The organism is Methylobacter sp. Wu8, from assembly GCF_036440755.1.
GTDB classification, from domain to species: Bacteria; Pseudomonadota; Gammaproteobacteria; order Methylococcales; family Methylomonadaceae; genus Methylobacter_A; species Methylobacter_A tundripaludum_A.
Genome location: NZ_JAZGVT010000061.1, coordinates 48,302 through 66,335, shown reverse-complemented (window position 1 = coordinate 66,335; position 18,034 = coordinate 48,302). Strand labels below are relative to the sequence as shown.

Here is an 18,034-nt window from a genome sequence, read left to right as displayed (position 1 = left end):
TAACCGCCTATTGATATAAATTCAGGCTTTACACCGACATCAACATTGCTCGACTTCTTTTTTGAACGCTTTTATTTCCCTGGCAGGTCCCATGACCACCAGCACATCGCCCGCATTCAAGCAGTGCTCTTTTTCTCCGATTGCAAAATGCAGTTGATCGCCTAATTCCCTGTCTACAACACCGATCAGAATCAGATTGTGCTTTTCATTCAACTTTAAATCACTGGTTCTGGTGTTTTCCAGACAAGAGCCTTTAGGGATTTCTATTTGCGCCATATTCAAGTCATGCCGACCGAAAACCGTATTATCCAGAATGTTGGTAATATCCGGTTTGGTTAACATTTCGTGGGTTTTTCTGCCGCAAATTTCATAAGGGTCAATGATCTTGTTAGCGCCTGCGGCCAATAATTTCTCAGCCGACTCCGGGTCGTCGACAATCGCGACAATGGTAAGATTTTTATCAATCGCCCGCGCCGAAATAGTTAAAAATACATTGTCGAAATCCCTGGGATAAAAACAGAATAGGGTGTCGATATCCGTGCCTATGCCGACTGATCTGAGCGCATCATCATTGCGAAAATCGATGACTTTGGTATCAAAACCTTTTTCCGCGACCAGCGAGGCTTCGGCATCGTCTTTTGCTATAAAGATAATGCTGTATTGCTCTGGATTCAATCGATTCATCGCTTCCAAAGACATCACGCTGTAACCGAATACGGCAATGCGCTTCATTGTTTTCTCCCGTTTTTTAGCCGGCTCTTTTCTATTTGATCGCGAAAATAGTCGATGGCGTACTCCCTGCCGATAACGACCAACAGATCGCCGTCCCGCAATACAAAGTGCGGCTCGGGATTAAAGTAAAAATGTTGATTCTTTATCGGATAGCTGTTCTTATGTTTTTGATGTACCGGATTGGCGCTGACAATACCCATCAACATTAATTTCCGTTGTTCAAAGCCAACCTCGGCTATGTTCATCCCCTCGATCAATGAACCGGGATGTACGCACAATGTTTCCATGATGATATGGCTTTCCTCGCGGATAATGCCCAAAATAGCCTCAAAAGCCACAGGCTGGCCGATGTATTCGGCGACCGCCATCCCGGCGATTTCAAACGGCTGAATCACATTGCTGGCGCCGGCTTGGTAGAGTTTCTTTACGTTATCCTGGTTGTTAGCACGGGAGATAATTCTGATCTCCGGGTTTAAATGCCGACTGGTCAGCGTGATATAAACATTGATCACATCATCGCCGGTCGCACAAATAACAGTTGTTGCGCCATTATTGATGCCCGCATTATGCATCACGTCATTCTTGCTGGCATCCGCGTGAATGAACAGGAAACCCAGCCGCTTTGCTTTCAAGATGTACGATTCTCTGGGATCAATGACAACAAAATTTTGTTTGTCTTTTTCAAGTTGCCGGGCGATATGCTGCCCAACCCGGCCAAAACCGCAAATGATAATAAAGTGATCAAACCGGTTCAGTTCGGTATAGATGCTGTTTTCACGCAACGCTTCAATCTCCTCGTTAAATGCGGTGACAATGATGGAAACAAGAAAAGACAATACGCCCAGACCGGCCAAGATCAATACCATCGCAACGATTCGGCCACCGGTCGTCTGCGGCGATATATCGCCATAACCGACGGTTGCCACAGTCACTATCGCCCAGTAAAAACTATCGAACAGGTTTTTAACTTGTCCGCCATTGGCGGGATTTTCAAATAAATAAATCGCTGTACTGCCGACAAACACCAGGAAACCGAGAAAAATGCCCAGCGTAATGAGTTCGAAACGTTTACTGGCTAATATGTTGGCAAACAGTTTAATGCTATTAAAATAACGGAAAAGCTTAAACAATCGGAAAAGAAGCAATATCCGCATGACCCGCAACAGCCTGTATGTAGGCAAAATAGCGAGCAAATCAATCAAGGCCAGAGGCGTAAAAACATACTCGATTTTTTTGGCAAGAATGATCATGGCGACTTTGCCCGGACGAAAAGAGAGGTTTAAATAGTCGGCCTTTTCATAATGTTCGAGAATGATCTTATGATTGTCGCTGTACAACCAGCCCCGCAACAGGTATTCAGCGATAAACAGACTGATTACACAGTGTTCGAACAGCACTGCGCCGGCATCCAACTTATGATCCACTTCGTAAATCAGCAGAAAAACGCTGAGCATTACCAGGCAAATCATAAAAACATCAAAATAGGATTTAAGCCGGCTGTTTGGATTCTCCAGCAAATCATAGAAAAACAGCTTGGCGCGTTGGTAACGCTTTGATGTTTTCAGGAAGTAAGCAAAATAAACAATCAGTCGTGTAAACATTTTGTCGCCTGCAAGTGTTGTTCAATGATTAATGATTGTGTAATAGGGCGCGGCTTTAACTTCCTTGCAGTAGACCCCATCCAGAAACAATGGGATCAAGCAGTTGTCTCGCAGATGTAATTCACTCATGAGGCGTACTGATTTCAGGCTTGACGTTAAGGTAACGTTGGTTAGAACGGGAAGATTTGCGGGAATTCAGGGCCGGTGCAGGATACAACCGGCGCCGTATCACGAAAATCATCTCGACGGTTCATCCCGCGTTATTTCCTTGGCTTAACGGGGAACTACGCAAAACTCCCAAAGCGCTTCGGCTTGAGCTCGTAGCTTAATCGAAGCCTTCAGTAAAAGGCAACACCAGCCAGAATTTCTCGTGGGTTGTGTCGGATTTGATGACGAAGCCGTGATGCTGCGACATTTGCGAACAAGTGCGTTGAAAGCTGAAAGTCTGCTACAAACGGTCTCTATAAGCATGAACCCTGTTATATAAAGAGGGTTCTCTCAGCCCTGATAATGTATCGGAACAGAAAGCCTGACTTTATGCGGCGGCGTTTTACACCGATTTTTTATACCCTTTACCTTGAGTGTGGTGGCTGTTTCGTGTTAGTTTCTAACAAAGGAAGAGCGATTGGCTTCGGTTGAGTTCCGAATGTTGGTCGTGCATAAATCGGACAGACAAAAATGCTGTTTATTACGATAACCATCGACCAGGGAAACCTCCGAACAGATCATGATCGACAACTTATCAGAGCTGTTTAAACAGTGTTCTATTGAAATGATAAAGCGCGGTCAGACGCGGTTTGCAGATTGCTTTATTTCGACCGGCGTTGCGTCCACGGCTGAACATGATATCAGCCGGTTATTGCAACATTCAGCCATAGCCCCTGCTGACTGCTTGATGGCCGCTTCAGCCGCAGGGTTGGTCCCTTCTCACCAGCCGCCTGCGCATTTTTTCGACGGCATATCCTGCAATCAATACCTATTACAGCATCTGGAGCGCAGGGGATACTGCATTCGAGCCGCACAGTCCGATGACTTGCCGGCATTGCTGTTACTGGAGGAGCGTTGCTGGGCCGGACAGCTGCGCACGCCTGAAGATGTTTTAACACAAAGAATCGCCCGCTACCCGCAAGGACAGTTGGTGCTGACAGTCGGTGATGCGGTTGTCGGCGTCATTTATTCCCAACGCATCGATAGTGCAGATGCGTTAGATGGAATAGCCGTCGCACAGGTTGATTCGCTGCATAATCCAGAGGCAAGGGTAGTGCAACTGCTCGCGGTCAATATCCTGCCGGACATGCAACAGCAAAACCTGGGCGATCAGCTGCTGGAATTTATGCTGATCTACCGCAGTCTGCAAAAAGACGTGCAAGCCGTGGTGGCGATTACGTTGTGCAAAAACTTCGACCGGACCGCCGGGCTTGCGCTTGAAGACTATATTCGGCAGCGTAACGAGCATGGCGTGCTGTCGGATCCTATTTTGCGCTTCCATGAGCTGCATGGCGCGGCAATTCAGCGGGTGATGCCGGGCTACAGGCCCCACGACCACAAAAACGAAGGCTGCGGCGTGCTGGTCAGCTACGATATTCATCATCGAAGCCGTAATGACATGCGCATTGATGCTGCAAAAAACACACGATTTACGCGCTCCGAAATTCGCGGCTATCTGCAAAATGCGCTTAGCGATTGCCTGGGCGAACAACGGAAATCGGCGTTTTCGTTCGACAGGCCGCTGATGGAGATGGGCCTGGATTCCGCCGACCTGCTTGAGCTGAACGAGAAAATCGCGTTCAGGTACCAACTGCCGCTAACCCCGGCCTTTTTCTTTCAGTACAACACGGCCGACAAAATAGCCGGGTATCTCTGTGAGCATGTTGTCCCGGAGCAAAAGCAGGATCATAAGCGCGAAGCGCAGCAGGCAAAATGTGTAGTAACAAAACCGCAGGGCCAGGCCAGTACGCAGGATGTCGCAATCGTCGGCATGGCCTGCCGGTTGCCCGGCGGCATCGACACGCCCGAGGAGTTTTGGCGGTGTTTGCAGACCGGCGCTTCAGTTGTTGGCGAGTTACCGGCAGGGCGTTGGCAGTGGCCCGACGAAATCGATCCGGCGCATAAGCATCAGGGTATTGACCGGGGCGGTTTTCTGGATAACGTGGCGGCATTCGATGCGCCTTTTTTCCGTATATCGCCCGCGGAAGCCGAATCCATGGATCCCCAGCAGCGTATCTTGCTGGAGCTTGGCTGGCAGGCGATCGAACAGGCAGGGTATGCGCCGGATTTGCTGGCAGGGAGCAATACCGGGGTTTTTATCGGCGCCAGCGGTTCCGATTACGCCCGGCTTTTGGATCAGTCCCGCAGCCCGGTCGATGCGCATTACGGCACCGGCAATTCAATGGCGGTGCTGGCTAACCGGATTTCCTATTTTTACGATTTTCATGGCCCCAGCCTGTTGCTGGATACTGCCTGTTCCAGTTCGCTGGTGGCGGTGCATAAGGCGGTGCAGTCGATACAGACCGGAGAGTCATCGCAGGCCTTGGTCGGCGGCATCAACCTGATCTGCCATCCGGCCAACAGTATCGCTTATTATAAGGCCGGCATGCTGTCGAAAGACGGCCGCTGCAAAACCTTCGACCAACAGGCCAACGGTTATGTGCGTAGCGAAGGCGCGGTCATGCTGCTGCTGAAACCGCTGGCCTCGGCGGTGTCCGATCACGACAGAATCTACGCCGTGATTAAAGGCACGGCTTGTAACCACGGCGGGCAGGCTGGCGGACTGACCGTTCCCAACCCCGAGCAGCAAGCCAAGCTATTGCAAACCGCGTGGCAGTCGGCAAAAATCAACCCACGCTCGTTGGGATACATTGAAGCGCACGGCACAGGCACTTCGCTGGGCGATCCGATTGAAGTTCAAGGCCTGAAACAGGCTTTTGCACAGTCCGGCATGCAAGCCGAAAAAAGCTGCGGTTTGGGCTCGGTAAAAACCAATCTGGGACATCTGGAAGCGGCGGCCGGAATCACCGGGTTGTTGAAAACGGTACTGTGCCTGCAACATCGCCAGTTGCCTGCCTCCTTGCATTTCCATCAGCTTAATGAACATATTGAATTATCCGATTCCTGCTTATATGTGGTTGACCGCTTGCAACCCTGGACGCCTCCGACAGATGGTGGGCCGAGAATCGCCGCAGTCAGCAGTTTCGGTTCCGGCGGCGCCAATGCGCATGCGGTTCTGGCGGAGTCCCCGTTGGATGTTGACGCAGTTGCCGACGATGTGGCTAGGCCGCTGGTGTTTGTGCTGTCGGCCAAGACGAGGCCGCAATTGCAGGTTTATGCGCAGAAATATATCGACTGGCTGAGCGATGTCAGCAGCCGGTCGGTATCGATGACCGATCTGGTTTATACCTTGCAGACAGGCCGTCAGGCTATGGAGGAGCGCCTAGCGCTGGTGATTACGGATCGTCAGGATCTGATCGGCAAGCTGGCTGCATTCTGCTTAAATCAGGAGCGTGATGCCCAGGTTTACCAGTTCAACAGCAAGACGGTTCCCGCCCAATTCAGGGAACTGACCGAAGGCGATGCAGGGCGGGCGTTTATCCGCTCGCTGGTCGCGCAGCGCGACTGGGACAGAATTGCATTGCTTTGGCTGTCCGGCGTTGAAGTGGACTGGTCGTTGCTGGATGGTGATCAAGCTGTCGGGGGCAGGCAGCCGCGGCGGATTGCAGCGCCCACCTATCCTTTTGCGAAGCATGCCTACTGGCTGCCGAATGCCGAGTTACCGCAGGAACGCAATACTGCCGGTAAAGCCTGGGTTGAGGCGGCAGTTGAAAACGTGCTTCCAACCGTACTGGCTCCGCTGTGGCGTCCTGTTATCGACAGTAAAAATGCAGGCTTGTTCCCCAATCATGACGACGGCGTGCTGATTATCGGCGGAAGCTTAGAGCAACAACAGGCCATACGGTCGGTTTATACGGCTGCGCAATCGATAGCCATCGATCCTGCGGTCACCATCGAGTCATTAAGCCGTCAACTCCGGCAGCTTGGCAATCTGGATCATATTATCTGGATAGCGCCAAAGCCGGATGCCGCATCCGAGTTTAACGAGACGCTGGTCGAGCAGCAAAATTCCGGGCTGTTGTATGTTTTTAAACTGGTCAAGGCCTTGCTGGCCCAGTCATACGGTAACAGGGATCTGAACTGGACGCTGATAACCTGCCGGACGCAATCGGTGTTCAACGAAGATGCGCCGGATCCCGCGCATGCGGGTGTGCATGGCTTGGCCGGTGCGCTGGCGAAGGAATATCCCCGCTGGTCGATTCGGACGTTGGATATGGAAAATCATCTGGATTGGCCCGTGCGCGAGTTGATGAGCTTACCGGCCGACCGGCAGGGCGATGTGCTGGCCTGTCGCGGCGGGCAGTGGTTCAAGCGTTTCCTGAGTCCTGTCGAAAAACTGCCGGAATCGACACCTGTTTATCGGCAGCGCGGCGTTTATGTGGTGGCCGGTGGAGCCGGAGGCATAGGCGAGGCGTGGACGCGTCATGTGATACAGCATTATCAGGCGCAGGTTATCTGGATAGGTAGACGCCGGCCGGATGCTGCGATTCAGGCGAAGCTGGATGCGCTGGCCGACTTCGGCCCTGCGCCGGTCTATGTGGTTGCAGATGCGTCGAGCCCTGAGTCGTTGCGGGCAGCCTATGCAACAATCAAGCAACGCTGGCCGGTCATTCACGGGGTCATCCATTCTGCGGTAGGGCTGTTCGATCATAGTCTGGTCGAGATGGACGAACAGCGGTTCAGGGACATTCTTTCGGCCAAAATCGACATCAGCGTGAATCTGGCGCAGGTGTTCAAGTACGAACCGCTGGATTTCATGCTGTATTTTTCCTCCGTCGTGGCATTGGAGAAAAACGGCGGCCTCAGCGGTTATGCCGCTGGCGGCGCATTTGAAGATGCGTTTGCATTGCATCTGGCCAAACAACGGACTTGCGCGGTTAAAGTCATTAACTGGGGGCATTGGGATATCGGCACCGGCGATGCCATTTCCGCGGCCACGAAAATCCGTCTGCAACTCAGCGGCATTATTCCAATACAACCGGACGAGGCCATGTCCGTGTTGCAGGGACTGCTGACCGCACCGGTAAACCAGCTGGCCTTGTTGAAAACTTCACGGCTCGATGTACTACCGATGATCGACCCGGATCAAAATCTGAGTATCTACGCGGAAACCGTTCCCCAATGTGTTGACCTGATTCCGCCGGTTTCAGAAGAACTGAACAAGCGGGTTGAAACGCTTAAACCGTTAAGTATTTTCAACAACGCGGAATTGGAAGCGCAGTTATTGCCTTTGTTTGCCGATGCGTTGCAGTCGCTGGGTCTGCTTGACGAGTCCGGCGAAAGTCCGCACGGTTTTTACAGTCAGTGGCTGGAGGCAAGCCGAAAAATACTGGCCGAACAGAGGCTTAGCCGGGGTGCATCAGGCAATCCCGAGCAATTATGGCAGGAATGGGAAAAGGCCAAGCGGGATAGTTTCGGTAATGCCGACTTAACGGCCGCGATCGAGCTGGCGGAAGCCTGTTTGCGGGCGCTGCCGGATATTCTGTCCGGCCGCAGGCGCGCGACCGATATTCTGTTTCCCGACTCATCGATGCGGCGCGTCGAAGGCATTTACCGGAACAACGCGGTTGCCGATTATTTCAACCGCATTCTGGGCGAATCCCTGGTTGCGGCCATCGGGATCCGCTTGCAAAAAGACCCGGATGCACAGTTGCGCATCCTGGAAATCGGAGCGGGCGCGGGCGGCACTACCGCGATGATCCTGCCGCTGTTGGCTCCGTACCGGCAGCATATTGCGGAGTATGCCTATACCGATGTGTCCAAGGCGTTTCTGTTTCATGCCGAAGAACAGTTTGTTAAGGACTATCCGTATGTCCGCCCGAAACTGTTCGATGTCGAAAAACCGCTTGCCGGACAGGACATAGCCGCGCAGCACTACGATCTGGTGATAGCCACCAATGTGCTGCATGCCACGCGAAATATCCGGCAGACCTTGTCGAACGCCAAGGCGGCGTTACGCAAAAACGGTCTGTTGCTGCTGAATGAAATCAGCGGCAAGTCGCTGTTCGCGCACCTGACGTTCGGTTTGCTGGAAGGATGGTGGCTGTCGGAAGACCAGCCGTTGCGCATTCCCGATGCGCCCGGATTGTATCCTGAAACCTGGAAGCAGGTTCTGGGGCAGGAAGGCTTTGCCAACGTGCTGTTTCCGGCGCCGGATGCGCATGTACTCGGGCAGCAGGTCATCGTTGCGGAAAGCGACGGGGTTGTCCGGCAGCAAAAAACGGCGCAAAAACCGCCGGTCAACCCGGCTCCAATTATCCAGCCGAGCTCTGCGGATGAACTTCCGAAACCGGCCGTTATCAGTTCTGATGAGGGGCTAAAAGAGGCAAGCAATTTTCATTTGAAAAAACTGGCCGCCAAGACCCTTAGAATGAACAGCCACGATATTGATGCGCTGGAACCTTTGGAAACCTACGGCATCGACTCGATTCTGGTGGTGCAGATTACCAATGCCTTGCGGGAAATATTTCCCGACGTCCGCAGCACGCTGTTATTTGAATGCCAGACCATCGATGCGCTGAGCGATTATTTCATTAACAACAATAAAGACGAGTTAATCCGGCTGACCGGTTTGCAGGCTCAATCCGCCGCATCGGAAACTTCGCGGCCTCAGGTTCAGGCGAGTGCGGAAAAAAACGCCGGGTGCGATGATACGGCGCAGCTTTACAGATCCAATAACAAACCGGACGCCGGGCAGGACGCGATCGCCGTTATCGGCATGAGCTGCCACTTTCCGCAGGCGGATAATGTCGATGACTATTGGCAAATACTAAAGTCCGGGCAAGATTGCATTCGGGAAGTTCCGGCGGATCGTTGGCCGATGCAGGACTTTTTTGATGCCGACCCGGACCGGGCGGTCGAGCAGGGCAAAAGCTACAGCAAATGGGGCGGATTCCTGGATAACGTGACCGATTTCGATCCGTTGTTTTTCAATATCTCGCCGAAAGAGGCCATCGCAATCGATCCGCAAGAGCGGCTGTTCCTGCAAACCGCCTGGGAGACGCTGGAAGATGCCGGTTACACCCGGGAGCGTCTGGTAAACGATTTTAAGCAGCAGGTCGGCGTTTTTGCCGGCATTACCCGAACCGGTTTCGATTTGTTCGGACCCGAGTTGTGGGGGCAGGGCTCGACGGTCTACCCGCATACCTCGTTCAGTTCGGCGGCCAACCGCGTGTCCTATTTCCTGAATGCGCGCGGACCGAGTGTGCCGGTCGATACGATGTGCTCGTCCTCGTTGACCGCCATCCATCAGGCATGTCAAAGCCTGCGCAGCGGTGAATGCCGGTTGGCGATTGCCGGCGGCGTGAATATTTACCTGCACCCGTCCGGCTATGTCGGCCTCAGCGCATCGCGCATGTTATCCAAAGACGGCGTTTGCAGAAGCTTCGGCAAAGGCGGCAACGGCTTCGTGCCGGGCGAAGGCGCGGGCGCGGTTTTGCTGAAGCCCTTGTCTCAGGCGATAGCGGATAACGACCGGATTTATGCAACGATACGCGCAACCCATGTCAATCATGGCGGTAAAACCAACGGCTATACCGTACCCAATCCGCAGGCCCAGGCCGAACTGGTCAGGGACGCGCTGCAAAAAGCGGGCGTCGATGCGCGCGCGGTCAGTTATATTGAAGCGCACGGCACCGGTACGGAATTGGGCGACCCGATTGAAGTGTCCGGCCTGACCCAGGCCTTCCGGCACACTACGCAGGATACCGGCTTTTGCGCGCTGGGTTCGGCGAAAGCCAATGTCGGTCATCTGGAGGCGGCGGCCGGAATCGCCGGGTTTATCAAGGTCATTCTGCAACTGCGTCATGGACAGCTTGCGCCCAGCCTGCATGCGGACGAATTGAACCCGAATATCGATTTTGACAAAACCCCGTTTGTCGTCCAGCAAACGCTGGCGGACTGGCAGCGTCCGCTGCTGGAGCATCAGGGCGAGCTAAAGGAATTTCCGCGCATAGCCGGCATATCCGCGTTCGGCGCAGGCGGGGCCAACGCCCATGTGATTGTCGAAGAATACCGGCAGCCGGAACGCCTGCCGCCAGACGCCGGGCAGGGCTGTGTTGTTGTGTTGTCCGCCAAAAACGAGGAACGGCTTAAAACTTATGCGGGCAGGCTGAATGACTTTATCGGTCGACGTATCGCCGATGGCGACGAGCTAGAGTTGGCGGATCTGGCCTACACGCTTCAGGTCGGCCGCGAGCAGATGGATGAGCGTCTGGCGCTGGTCGCGCACTCACTGCCCCAGTTGCAGGAAAAGCTCAAAGCCTATATCGGCGGTCAGGATGAGGCGGAGGATCTTTATCAGGGGCAGGTCAAGCGCCACAAGGAGCTGATTGCGGCGTTTGCCGGCGATGAATCGATGCAGCAAACGGTGGATGCTTGGTTCAGGCAGCGCAAGTATTCCAGGCTGCTGAATCTCTGGACCAAAGGCATGGACATCGATTGGGAAAGGCTTTATCAGGGGCAGTGCGTCCCCCGGCGTATTAGTCTGCCGACCTATCCTTTCGCGGCGACCCGTTACTGGTTGCCGTTGGTTGAAGCGAAGCAGACGCAGCAGAAGACTGTTGACGTTGCCCCAGCGCCGCTGCCGATACCGCAGGCATCAGCCGCAGCCGTAGAGCCGATGAAACGCACCATATCCGAAGTTCCTGCGCAGCAGCCTTGCTCCGATTCCGCCGTTCCTGCGAAGCCGGACGGAGTTTCATTGCGGGAGCCTGCGTTGTGTCCGGCAACGTTCCAGACGCAAACTGTAATAAAACCGATCAGCCTCAGGTCATTGCAAAGTTACGGCTCAGCCTCTGACACCCCTATGGCGGTAGCGTCCGCCGGAGGTAATCCCTGCATTGCGCTTTACGATGACGGCGACGGTGTTTTTGCCGTTAAGCCTGATAACGCGGACGGACAGCCGATTGCGATAGACAGCGCCTGCGCAGGGCTGATCGGGTGTCTGCAACGGGTTAACACGCTGGCCGAAGACAAGCCGGCGCATGGCGCTGTAAAAGTGCTGTTGCTGACCGGGCTGGATCAGCTGTTTGCCGCTGAAGATGACCCGGCGGCAAAGCGTTCTATCAGTAACGCAGCTTCGGCCATAGCCGGTTGTGTCGTTCCCGTGATCGCCGTGCTGACCGGTGAAAACAGCTACAACGCGATGCTGATGGCTGCCGCCGGCGAGGTCATGATTTGCAGTTCGGAAGGGACGTACAGCTTTCATTCGACCGCTGTTTCCGAGCAGGAATACCGGCTTTTTGCCGAACGGTTCGGCAAAGCCTGTGCCGATAAAATAGTATCGAATTCAGGCCTTTTGAGCGGCGCTGCATTAAGGCAGGCCGGATTGACGATGCAGGTTGTCGGGCAGGCCGAGATCGACGACTATGCGCTGGAAACAGCCCGCAGCATCGCGCAAATATCCGGCACGGCGTCGGCTGAACTGAAAAAACATTTATCCTCACGAACCAGGCAGTTGACTGGAAACCTTGCCGCTCCGTTCACGCCGGTAGCCGGAGTGCCAGGGCAGGCTGATACGAACAGGCCGGATGCCGGGTTTGTCTGGTCTCCGGGCCGCGCAACTTTTGGCGCGGAAACGCCGGAGCCGGTCAAGCTCGATTCCGATGTAGTTACGCTGAAAAAGTACCGCAACGGCGTGGTGGTGGTGAATCTGTGCGACCGATCCAGCAAAAACACCTTTTCGCCGGAGTTTGTCAGCGGCGTCATTGAGGCCTTTGAGCATATCAACAACACGCCCGGCTACAAGGCCGTGGTGCTGACCGGTTACGATAATTATTTTGCCTGCGGCGGCACCAAGCAGGGCTTGCTGGCCATCCAGAACGGCAGCGCCCGGTTTACCGACGAACAGAGCTACAGCATGCCGCTTGCCTGCGAGATTCCGGTGATTGCGGCGATGCAGGGACACGCGATCGGGGCAGGATGGGCGATGGGGTTGTTCTGCGATTGGGCGGTTTACAGCGAGGAAAGCGTCTATCAGAGTCCGTATATGCTCTATGGTTTTACGCCGGGCGCGGGTTCGACGCTGATCTTCCCGGAGCGGCTGGGCCACGATTTAAGCCGGGAAGTTTTACTAACCGCCCGGGAGTTTCAGGGCCGGGAGTTAAAGCGGCGGGGCATGGCTATGCCGGTCATGCCACGCAGAGAGGTGTTCGATTACGCACTGGCGCTGGCCAACCATCTGGCGTTGTCGACCAGAGATCAGCTTGTGCGGCAAAAGAACCGGCGCAGCGAGTCGATCCGGCAGCGCTTGCCGGACGTTTTTGCTCGGGAACTGGCGATGCACGACAAGACCTTCGTCGGCAATCAGGACGTCATCGATAACATCAACCGCCATTTCAATGAGGCCGCCGCGCAAGACGATCCGGCGCAATCGCCAATGAGCGGCGCGCGAGCATCTAGCCACCAGTCGCCGCAGCAGGTGCTTGAAAGCCTGAGGCAAAGTCTGGCCGAGGAGCTGCAAATGCAGCGGGAACAGGTCGACGATGAGACGGCCTTTATCGACATGGGCTTGGACTCGATTACCGCAGTCACCTGGATCAGAAAGATCAATAAACAGTTCGGTTCGTCGATAGGCGCAACCAAAGTCTACAGTTACCCGACCTTAACCCGGTTCACTGAGTTTGTGCTGTCCCAAATGGAATACACGCAACCGTCGCCTTGTATTGATACCGTTATCGATAGCGGAACGGTTCAGGAAAACGGCGACCAACTGCTGGCATGGCTCAGAGAAACCCTGGCCAGGGAGCTGTTGATGAGTCCTGAGTCGCTCGACGATGACATGAAGTTTATCGACATGGGGCTGGATTCGATTACCGCGGTCACCTGGATCAGAGCGATCAACAAACGCTATGGCTTATCCATCGGCGCAACCAAGGTCTACAGCTATCCGACCTTGGCCGAGTTTTACCAGTACCTGTTGAAGTCGGGAAGCCAACAGGGCCAGTTCCAAAATCAGGAACAGCCTCAACAGGCAGTTGCTGCGGCAATGGCGGCGCAGCCCCGTAAACAAGTAACCGAACCGGTTCTGGTTTGTTCGTTTGCATTGGCGGGCTCCGCTGATCGGCAACCCGTCGAGCAGGAACCAGTCACTGTGCCGCCCGTTCGAGCCGAGGGCGCGGCGCAGTCCGAGCTGCAGCAAAACCGCAATCAAAATAGCGCAACCCAGTCGATTGCCATTATCGGTATGGCCGGGCAGTTCCCTAAAGCCGATAACGTGACGCAATTCTGGCGGAATCTGGTGCAGGGGCGCGAGTGTATTTCGGACATTCCGTCCACGCGCTGGTCGGTTGACGAATATTACGATCCTGACAGGAATGCGCCCGGTAAGACGGTATGCAAGCGCATGGGTCTGCTCGATGATGTCGATGTGTTCGATCCGCTGTTTTTCAATATTTCGCCGTCGGAAGCGGAGTACATGGACCCGCAGCAGCGTTTGTTCCTGCAGACCAGCTGGAGTTGCATTGAAGACGCTGGTTACAACCCGTCCGATCTGTCGGGAAGTTCGTGTGGCGTGTTTGTCGGTTGCACGGTCAGCGATTACAGCCAGCTGATGGCCGGTCAGGCGCAGTGCGCGCAGGCGCTGATGGGCGAGTCGGTCTCGATACTGCCCGCGCGTATCGCGTACTTCCTGAATCTGCAAGGCCCCTGTCTGTCCATCGATACCGCCTGTTCCTCGTCTCTGGTCGCGTTGGCTGGCGCATGCGACAGCCTGGTGCTGGGGCATAGCGACCTGGCGTTGGCCGGTGGCGTGTATGTGATCAACGGCCCGGAGATTCATGTCAAAATGAGCAAGGCCGGCATGCTGTCGCCGGACGGGCGCTGTTATAGCTTCGACCAGCGCGCAAACGGTTTTGTCCCCGGAGAAGGCGTAGGCGTGCTGTTGCTGAAACGGTTGGAGCAGGCCGAGCAGGACGGCGATGATATTTACGGCGTGATTCGCGGCTGGGGCGTCAACCAGGACGGTAAAAGCAACGGCATTACCGCGCCGAATCAGGAATCGCAAACCCGTCTGGAAACCGGTATTTACAAAAAATTCGGCATCAACCCGGAGCATATCCAGCTGATTGAAGCGCACGGCACGGCGACCAAGCTTGGCGACCCGATTGAAGTGGACGCGTTGCGCGAATCATTCCGCCAGTTTACCGACCGGAAGCATTTTTGCGCGCTGGGTTCGGTAAAAAGCAATATCGGGCATCTTGCCACTGCCGCCGGTGTTTCCGGCGTGATCAAATCGGTGCTGGCCCTGCAACACCGACAATTGCCGCCAACCATCAATTATCAGGAACTGAACGAGCATATCGATTTAGAGGACAGCCCGTTCTACGTGAATACGCAGTGCAAACCGTGGGACGCGCCCACAGGGCAAAAGCGTCATGTCGCAGTCAGCTCATTCGGTTTTAGCGGCACCAACGCCCATATCGTGCTGGAAGAGCCTTTACCGCAGGTTGCGGCCGCAGTTGCAGCGGATACGCCGGTGCTGTTGGTGTTGTCGGCAAAAAGCGGGCAGCAATTGGCGGTTTATGCGCAGGCGGTCAGCGACTATCTGGCCGATCAATACAACAGCCGGGAAATCAACCTGAGCGATATGGCCTATACCTTTCAGGTCGGCAGGGTGGCGCTGAATCATCGTCTGGCGGTTGTCGCGAACACGGCTGACGAATTAAGAACAAGGTTATCAAACTACGCGTCGACCGGCGCAAGCGATCAGGATTGTGTTGCCGGTGAAGTCGGCAAAAAGGCCGCAGCTGCCGATGGCACAATTCAAGGGGAAGCTACAACGCAGCAGCTACGGCAATTGGCTGAACGCTGGGTTGTCGGCGAAACGGTCGACTGGTCGCCGTTATACCGGCCCGGACAGGCGCGGCGAAAGCACGGTTTGCCGACCTATCCGTTTGCCCGCGAACATTACTGGATACCGGAAACCGAAGCCGTTGAAGACGACACCGTTGAGAGCAAGCCCTGCCGCAGCAGCGAAACACCGGTGATAGATAGCGAGCTGTGGCGCGGCAGCGAGTTGCCGGACACGATTGATTGGCAAAACAGCTTGCAGCATTATCAGGGTAAACAGCTTGCCGTTATCTACGCCGATGACGGCGAACGCCGGGCATTCAACAACCTGCTGATGCAACTGAAACAGGCGTCCGGCCTCGATGATTCCTCGAATGTGAGTTATTACGCCGTCAGTGAAATCAACGACGGGCTGGCAGCGAAACGGCCCGATTGTTTGTTGTTTCTAGGCGGCGTGGGAACACAGCCGACCGATACCCCGGCGATTGTGCAATGCCTGAAAATGTTATCCGGGCAAAGCGGCGGCAGCCCCGTGGACATCGTATTTTTTATCCAGGCCGACCCGGTTGCGGCCGACCGGCTGGCAGACTTGATCAGCAAAGCCGTCAAACCGGAACAGTCGCGCTGTGTGCTGGTTACTCAGGATGATTGCGGCGACCTGAACGCGGCAATGCAGCGCCTGTTTAGGGAATGGCTGGCTTTCGGCGCGCAGACCGAACCGTTCAGCAGGTTGAGCCAAATCCATTATGCCGCCGGGCAGCGTCTGGCTCGGAACGGCTGCGCCGAACAGGTCGCGGAGCATATCTGCCTGATTAACAAGGAATGGCGGGAAAAACAGCCGCAACCGGTGACGCACCCGGCCGATCGCGGCACGGTGCTGATTCTGGTTAACCATGAGTCCCTGCAAATTGCCCGGAAACTGCTTGAACCGGAAGACTTTAACAAAGTCATTTTGATCGGCGACAACAGCGTTCTGCCCAGCCAGATCCAGAATTCGATCAACTACAAGGATGCCGAATCGGTCAGAATCAGCGCCCACATCCTGATCGACCAGTACGATAACATTAGCCACATTATCGATTTGAGCGATCTTTACGATACGGCCAAAGACAGCGATGCCGACAATCCGGGCAAGACCGTTTTCTATCAAACCCTCATCGGCACTTATAACGACATTGCGATTTTGTATTTCACCAAGGGTTTGCAGCATTTTCAGTGCAAGCAGATGAGCCTCGCGGGCGCCAAGTTTGCCGGTCTGGTCAAAATGCTCAGCGCGGATTATCCGCATGTCAGCGCCCGGTTTATCGATATTGACCAAACAGCTTATGACCGGCCCGGACAATTAAGGCAAATCATCATGCAGGAGTTTGACGCCGAATTGCAGGAAACTGAACTGTGCTACCGTGACGGGCAGCGTTTTGCGCCTGTCCTATCGGCCGTCGAAGCTGGAGCCGGAGAGGCATTGCCGATTGCGCAGGACGGCGTTTATGTGATCAGCGGCGGAACCAACGGCGTCGGGCTGGAAATTGCCAAGTATCTTGCCGCCAAAGGCTGCAACAAGCTGGTGTTGATGGGGATTACACAACTTCCGCCACGGGAGTCGTGGTCGAAGGCGGTCAATAACGACGGCCTGTCTCCGTATATCAAAAATAAACTGCTCGAGCTGATTGAGCTGGACAAGGCGGTTGAGCATCTTCACATTTATACCGGTTCGTTGACCGGTCAGCACGCGTTGAAGCGTTATTTCAAAAAAATCCGCGCCAAACTGGGGCCGATCAGAGGGGTTATTCACAGTGCGGGCGTTTATTCCGATTCAGACACCCCCGGATTTGTCAGCAAAAATCTGGAGCGGATGAAGCAGGTGTGGGAACCTAAAGTCAGCGGCCTGGAAAACCTGCATGCGCTTTTCAAGGCGGATGCGCCGGACTTTTTCATATCGTTTTCGTCGATGACGGGGCTTATGCCGCATCTGGCCCGCGGTGCCGGCGACTATGCGATGGCCAATTCGTTTGTCGATTTTTTCAGCGCTTATCAGCACCATCAAAACAACCATACGTGTTACAAAACCATCATCTGGTCGGACTGGAACCAGTGCGGAGCCATCACCCGGATTGCCGGTGAAAGAGTTGCGGCGATAGAAGAGAATTTCCACCGGCTCGGCATACGGACATTTTCCAACCAGGAAGGCCGGGTGCTGTTTGAACAGGCGATGGCCTGCACGGGGGGCAGCAGGGTGTTTATCGGCTATCTCGACCGGCAGCAGTTTGAGCAGGTCAGGCCGCAATTGCTGTATGCGAACCTCAATGCCGTTGAAGCCGGAAAACAGGCTGTGGCGGCCAAGCCCGAAGCGCCTGTTGAAACCGTCCCGGAAAATTCAATCCTGCATCATCTGGATCAATGGGAAGCTGAAAAACGCTCGGGTCTTGAGGTGCCGGTCTACAGGATCACCGACGTGATCAGCCTGGACCGGATCAAACATCTGGAACCGAACCTGATACACCGGATACACAAGCTGCTGTTTGCCGGGGTAGCGCAACCGGCAGCGCAGGAACAACCGGTTGATATGGCGCAGGTGATCACAAATACCGTGCTGGAAGTGCTGAAACTGAAGAGTTTCGACTCTACCCAGCCGTTCCAGAATTACGGGCTGGATTCGATCTCGGCGATGGTGCTGGCGACCCGGCTGGAGAAAAGACTGAAACAGCCGGTGCAACCGCAATGGCTGATCGATTTTTCCACGGTCGAAACGCTGTCCAGGCATTTAACGGCGCAGAACAGCAAGTCCCTATTGCAATAAAAACACA

At 54.7% G+C, this 18,034-nt stretch carries 3 protein-coding genes; 1 reads left to right on the top strand and 2 read right to left on the bottom strand.

Annotated features, from left to right (window positions below):
- Nucleotides 1-39: 39 nt before the first annotated feature.
- Both V3O24_RS09305 and V3O24_RS09300 read right to left on the bottom strand, forming a co-directional pair.
- The gene (locus V3O24_RS09305; protein ID WP_331307046.1) at nucleotides 40-732 is read right to left on the bottom strand and encodes an NAD-binding protein; all 693 of its coding nucleotides are present in this window, start codon (nucleotides 730-732) and stop codon (nucleotides 40-42) included.
- Nucleotides 729-2,333 carry an NAD-binding protein gene (locus V3O24_RS09300; protein ID WP_331307045.1) on the bottom strand — a complete coding sequence of 535 codons (1,605 nt, stop codon included), beginning with the start codon at nucleotides 2,331-2,333 and terminating at the stop codon, nucleotides 729-731. The genes V3O24_RS09305 and V3O24_RS09300 overlap by 4 nt, the downstream gene beginning before the upstream one ends.
- Nucleotides 2,334-3,060: 727 nt before the next feature.
- Between V3O24_RS09300 and V3O24_RS09295 the strand changes: the two genes are divergently transcribed.
- Nucleotides 3,061-18,027 carry an SDR family NAD(P)-dependent oxidoreductase gene (locus tag V3O24_RS09295; RefSeq protein ID WP_331307044.1) on the top strand — a complete coding sequence of 4,989 codons (14,967 nt, stop codon included), beginning with the start codon at nucleotides 3,061-3,063 and terminating at the stop codon, nucleotides 18,025-18,027.
- Nucleotides 18,028-18,034: the final 7 nt, after the last annotated feature.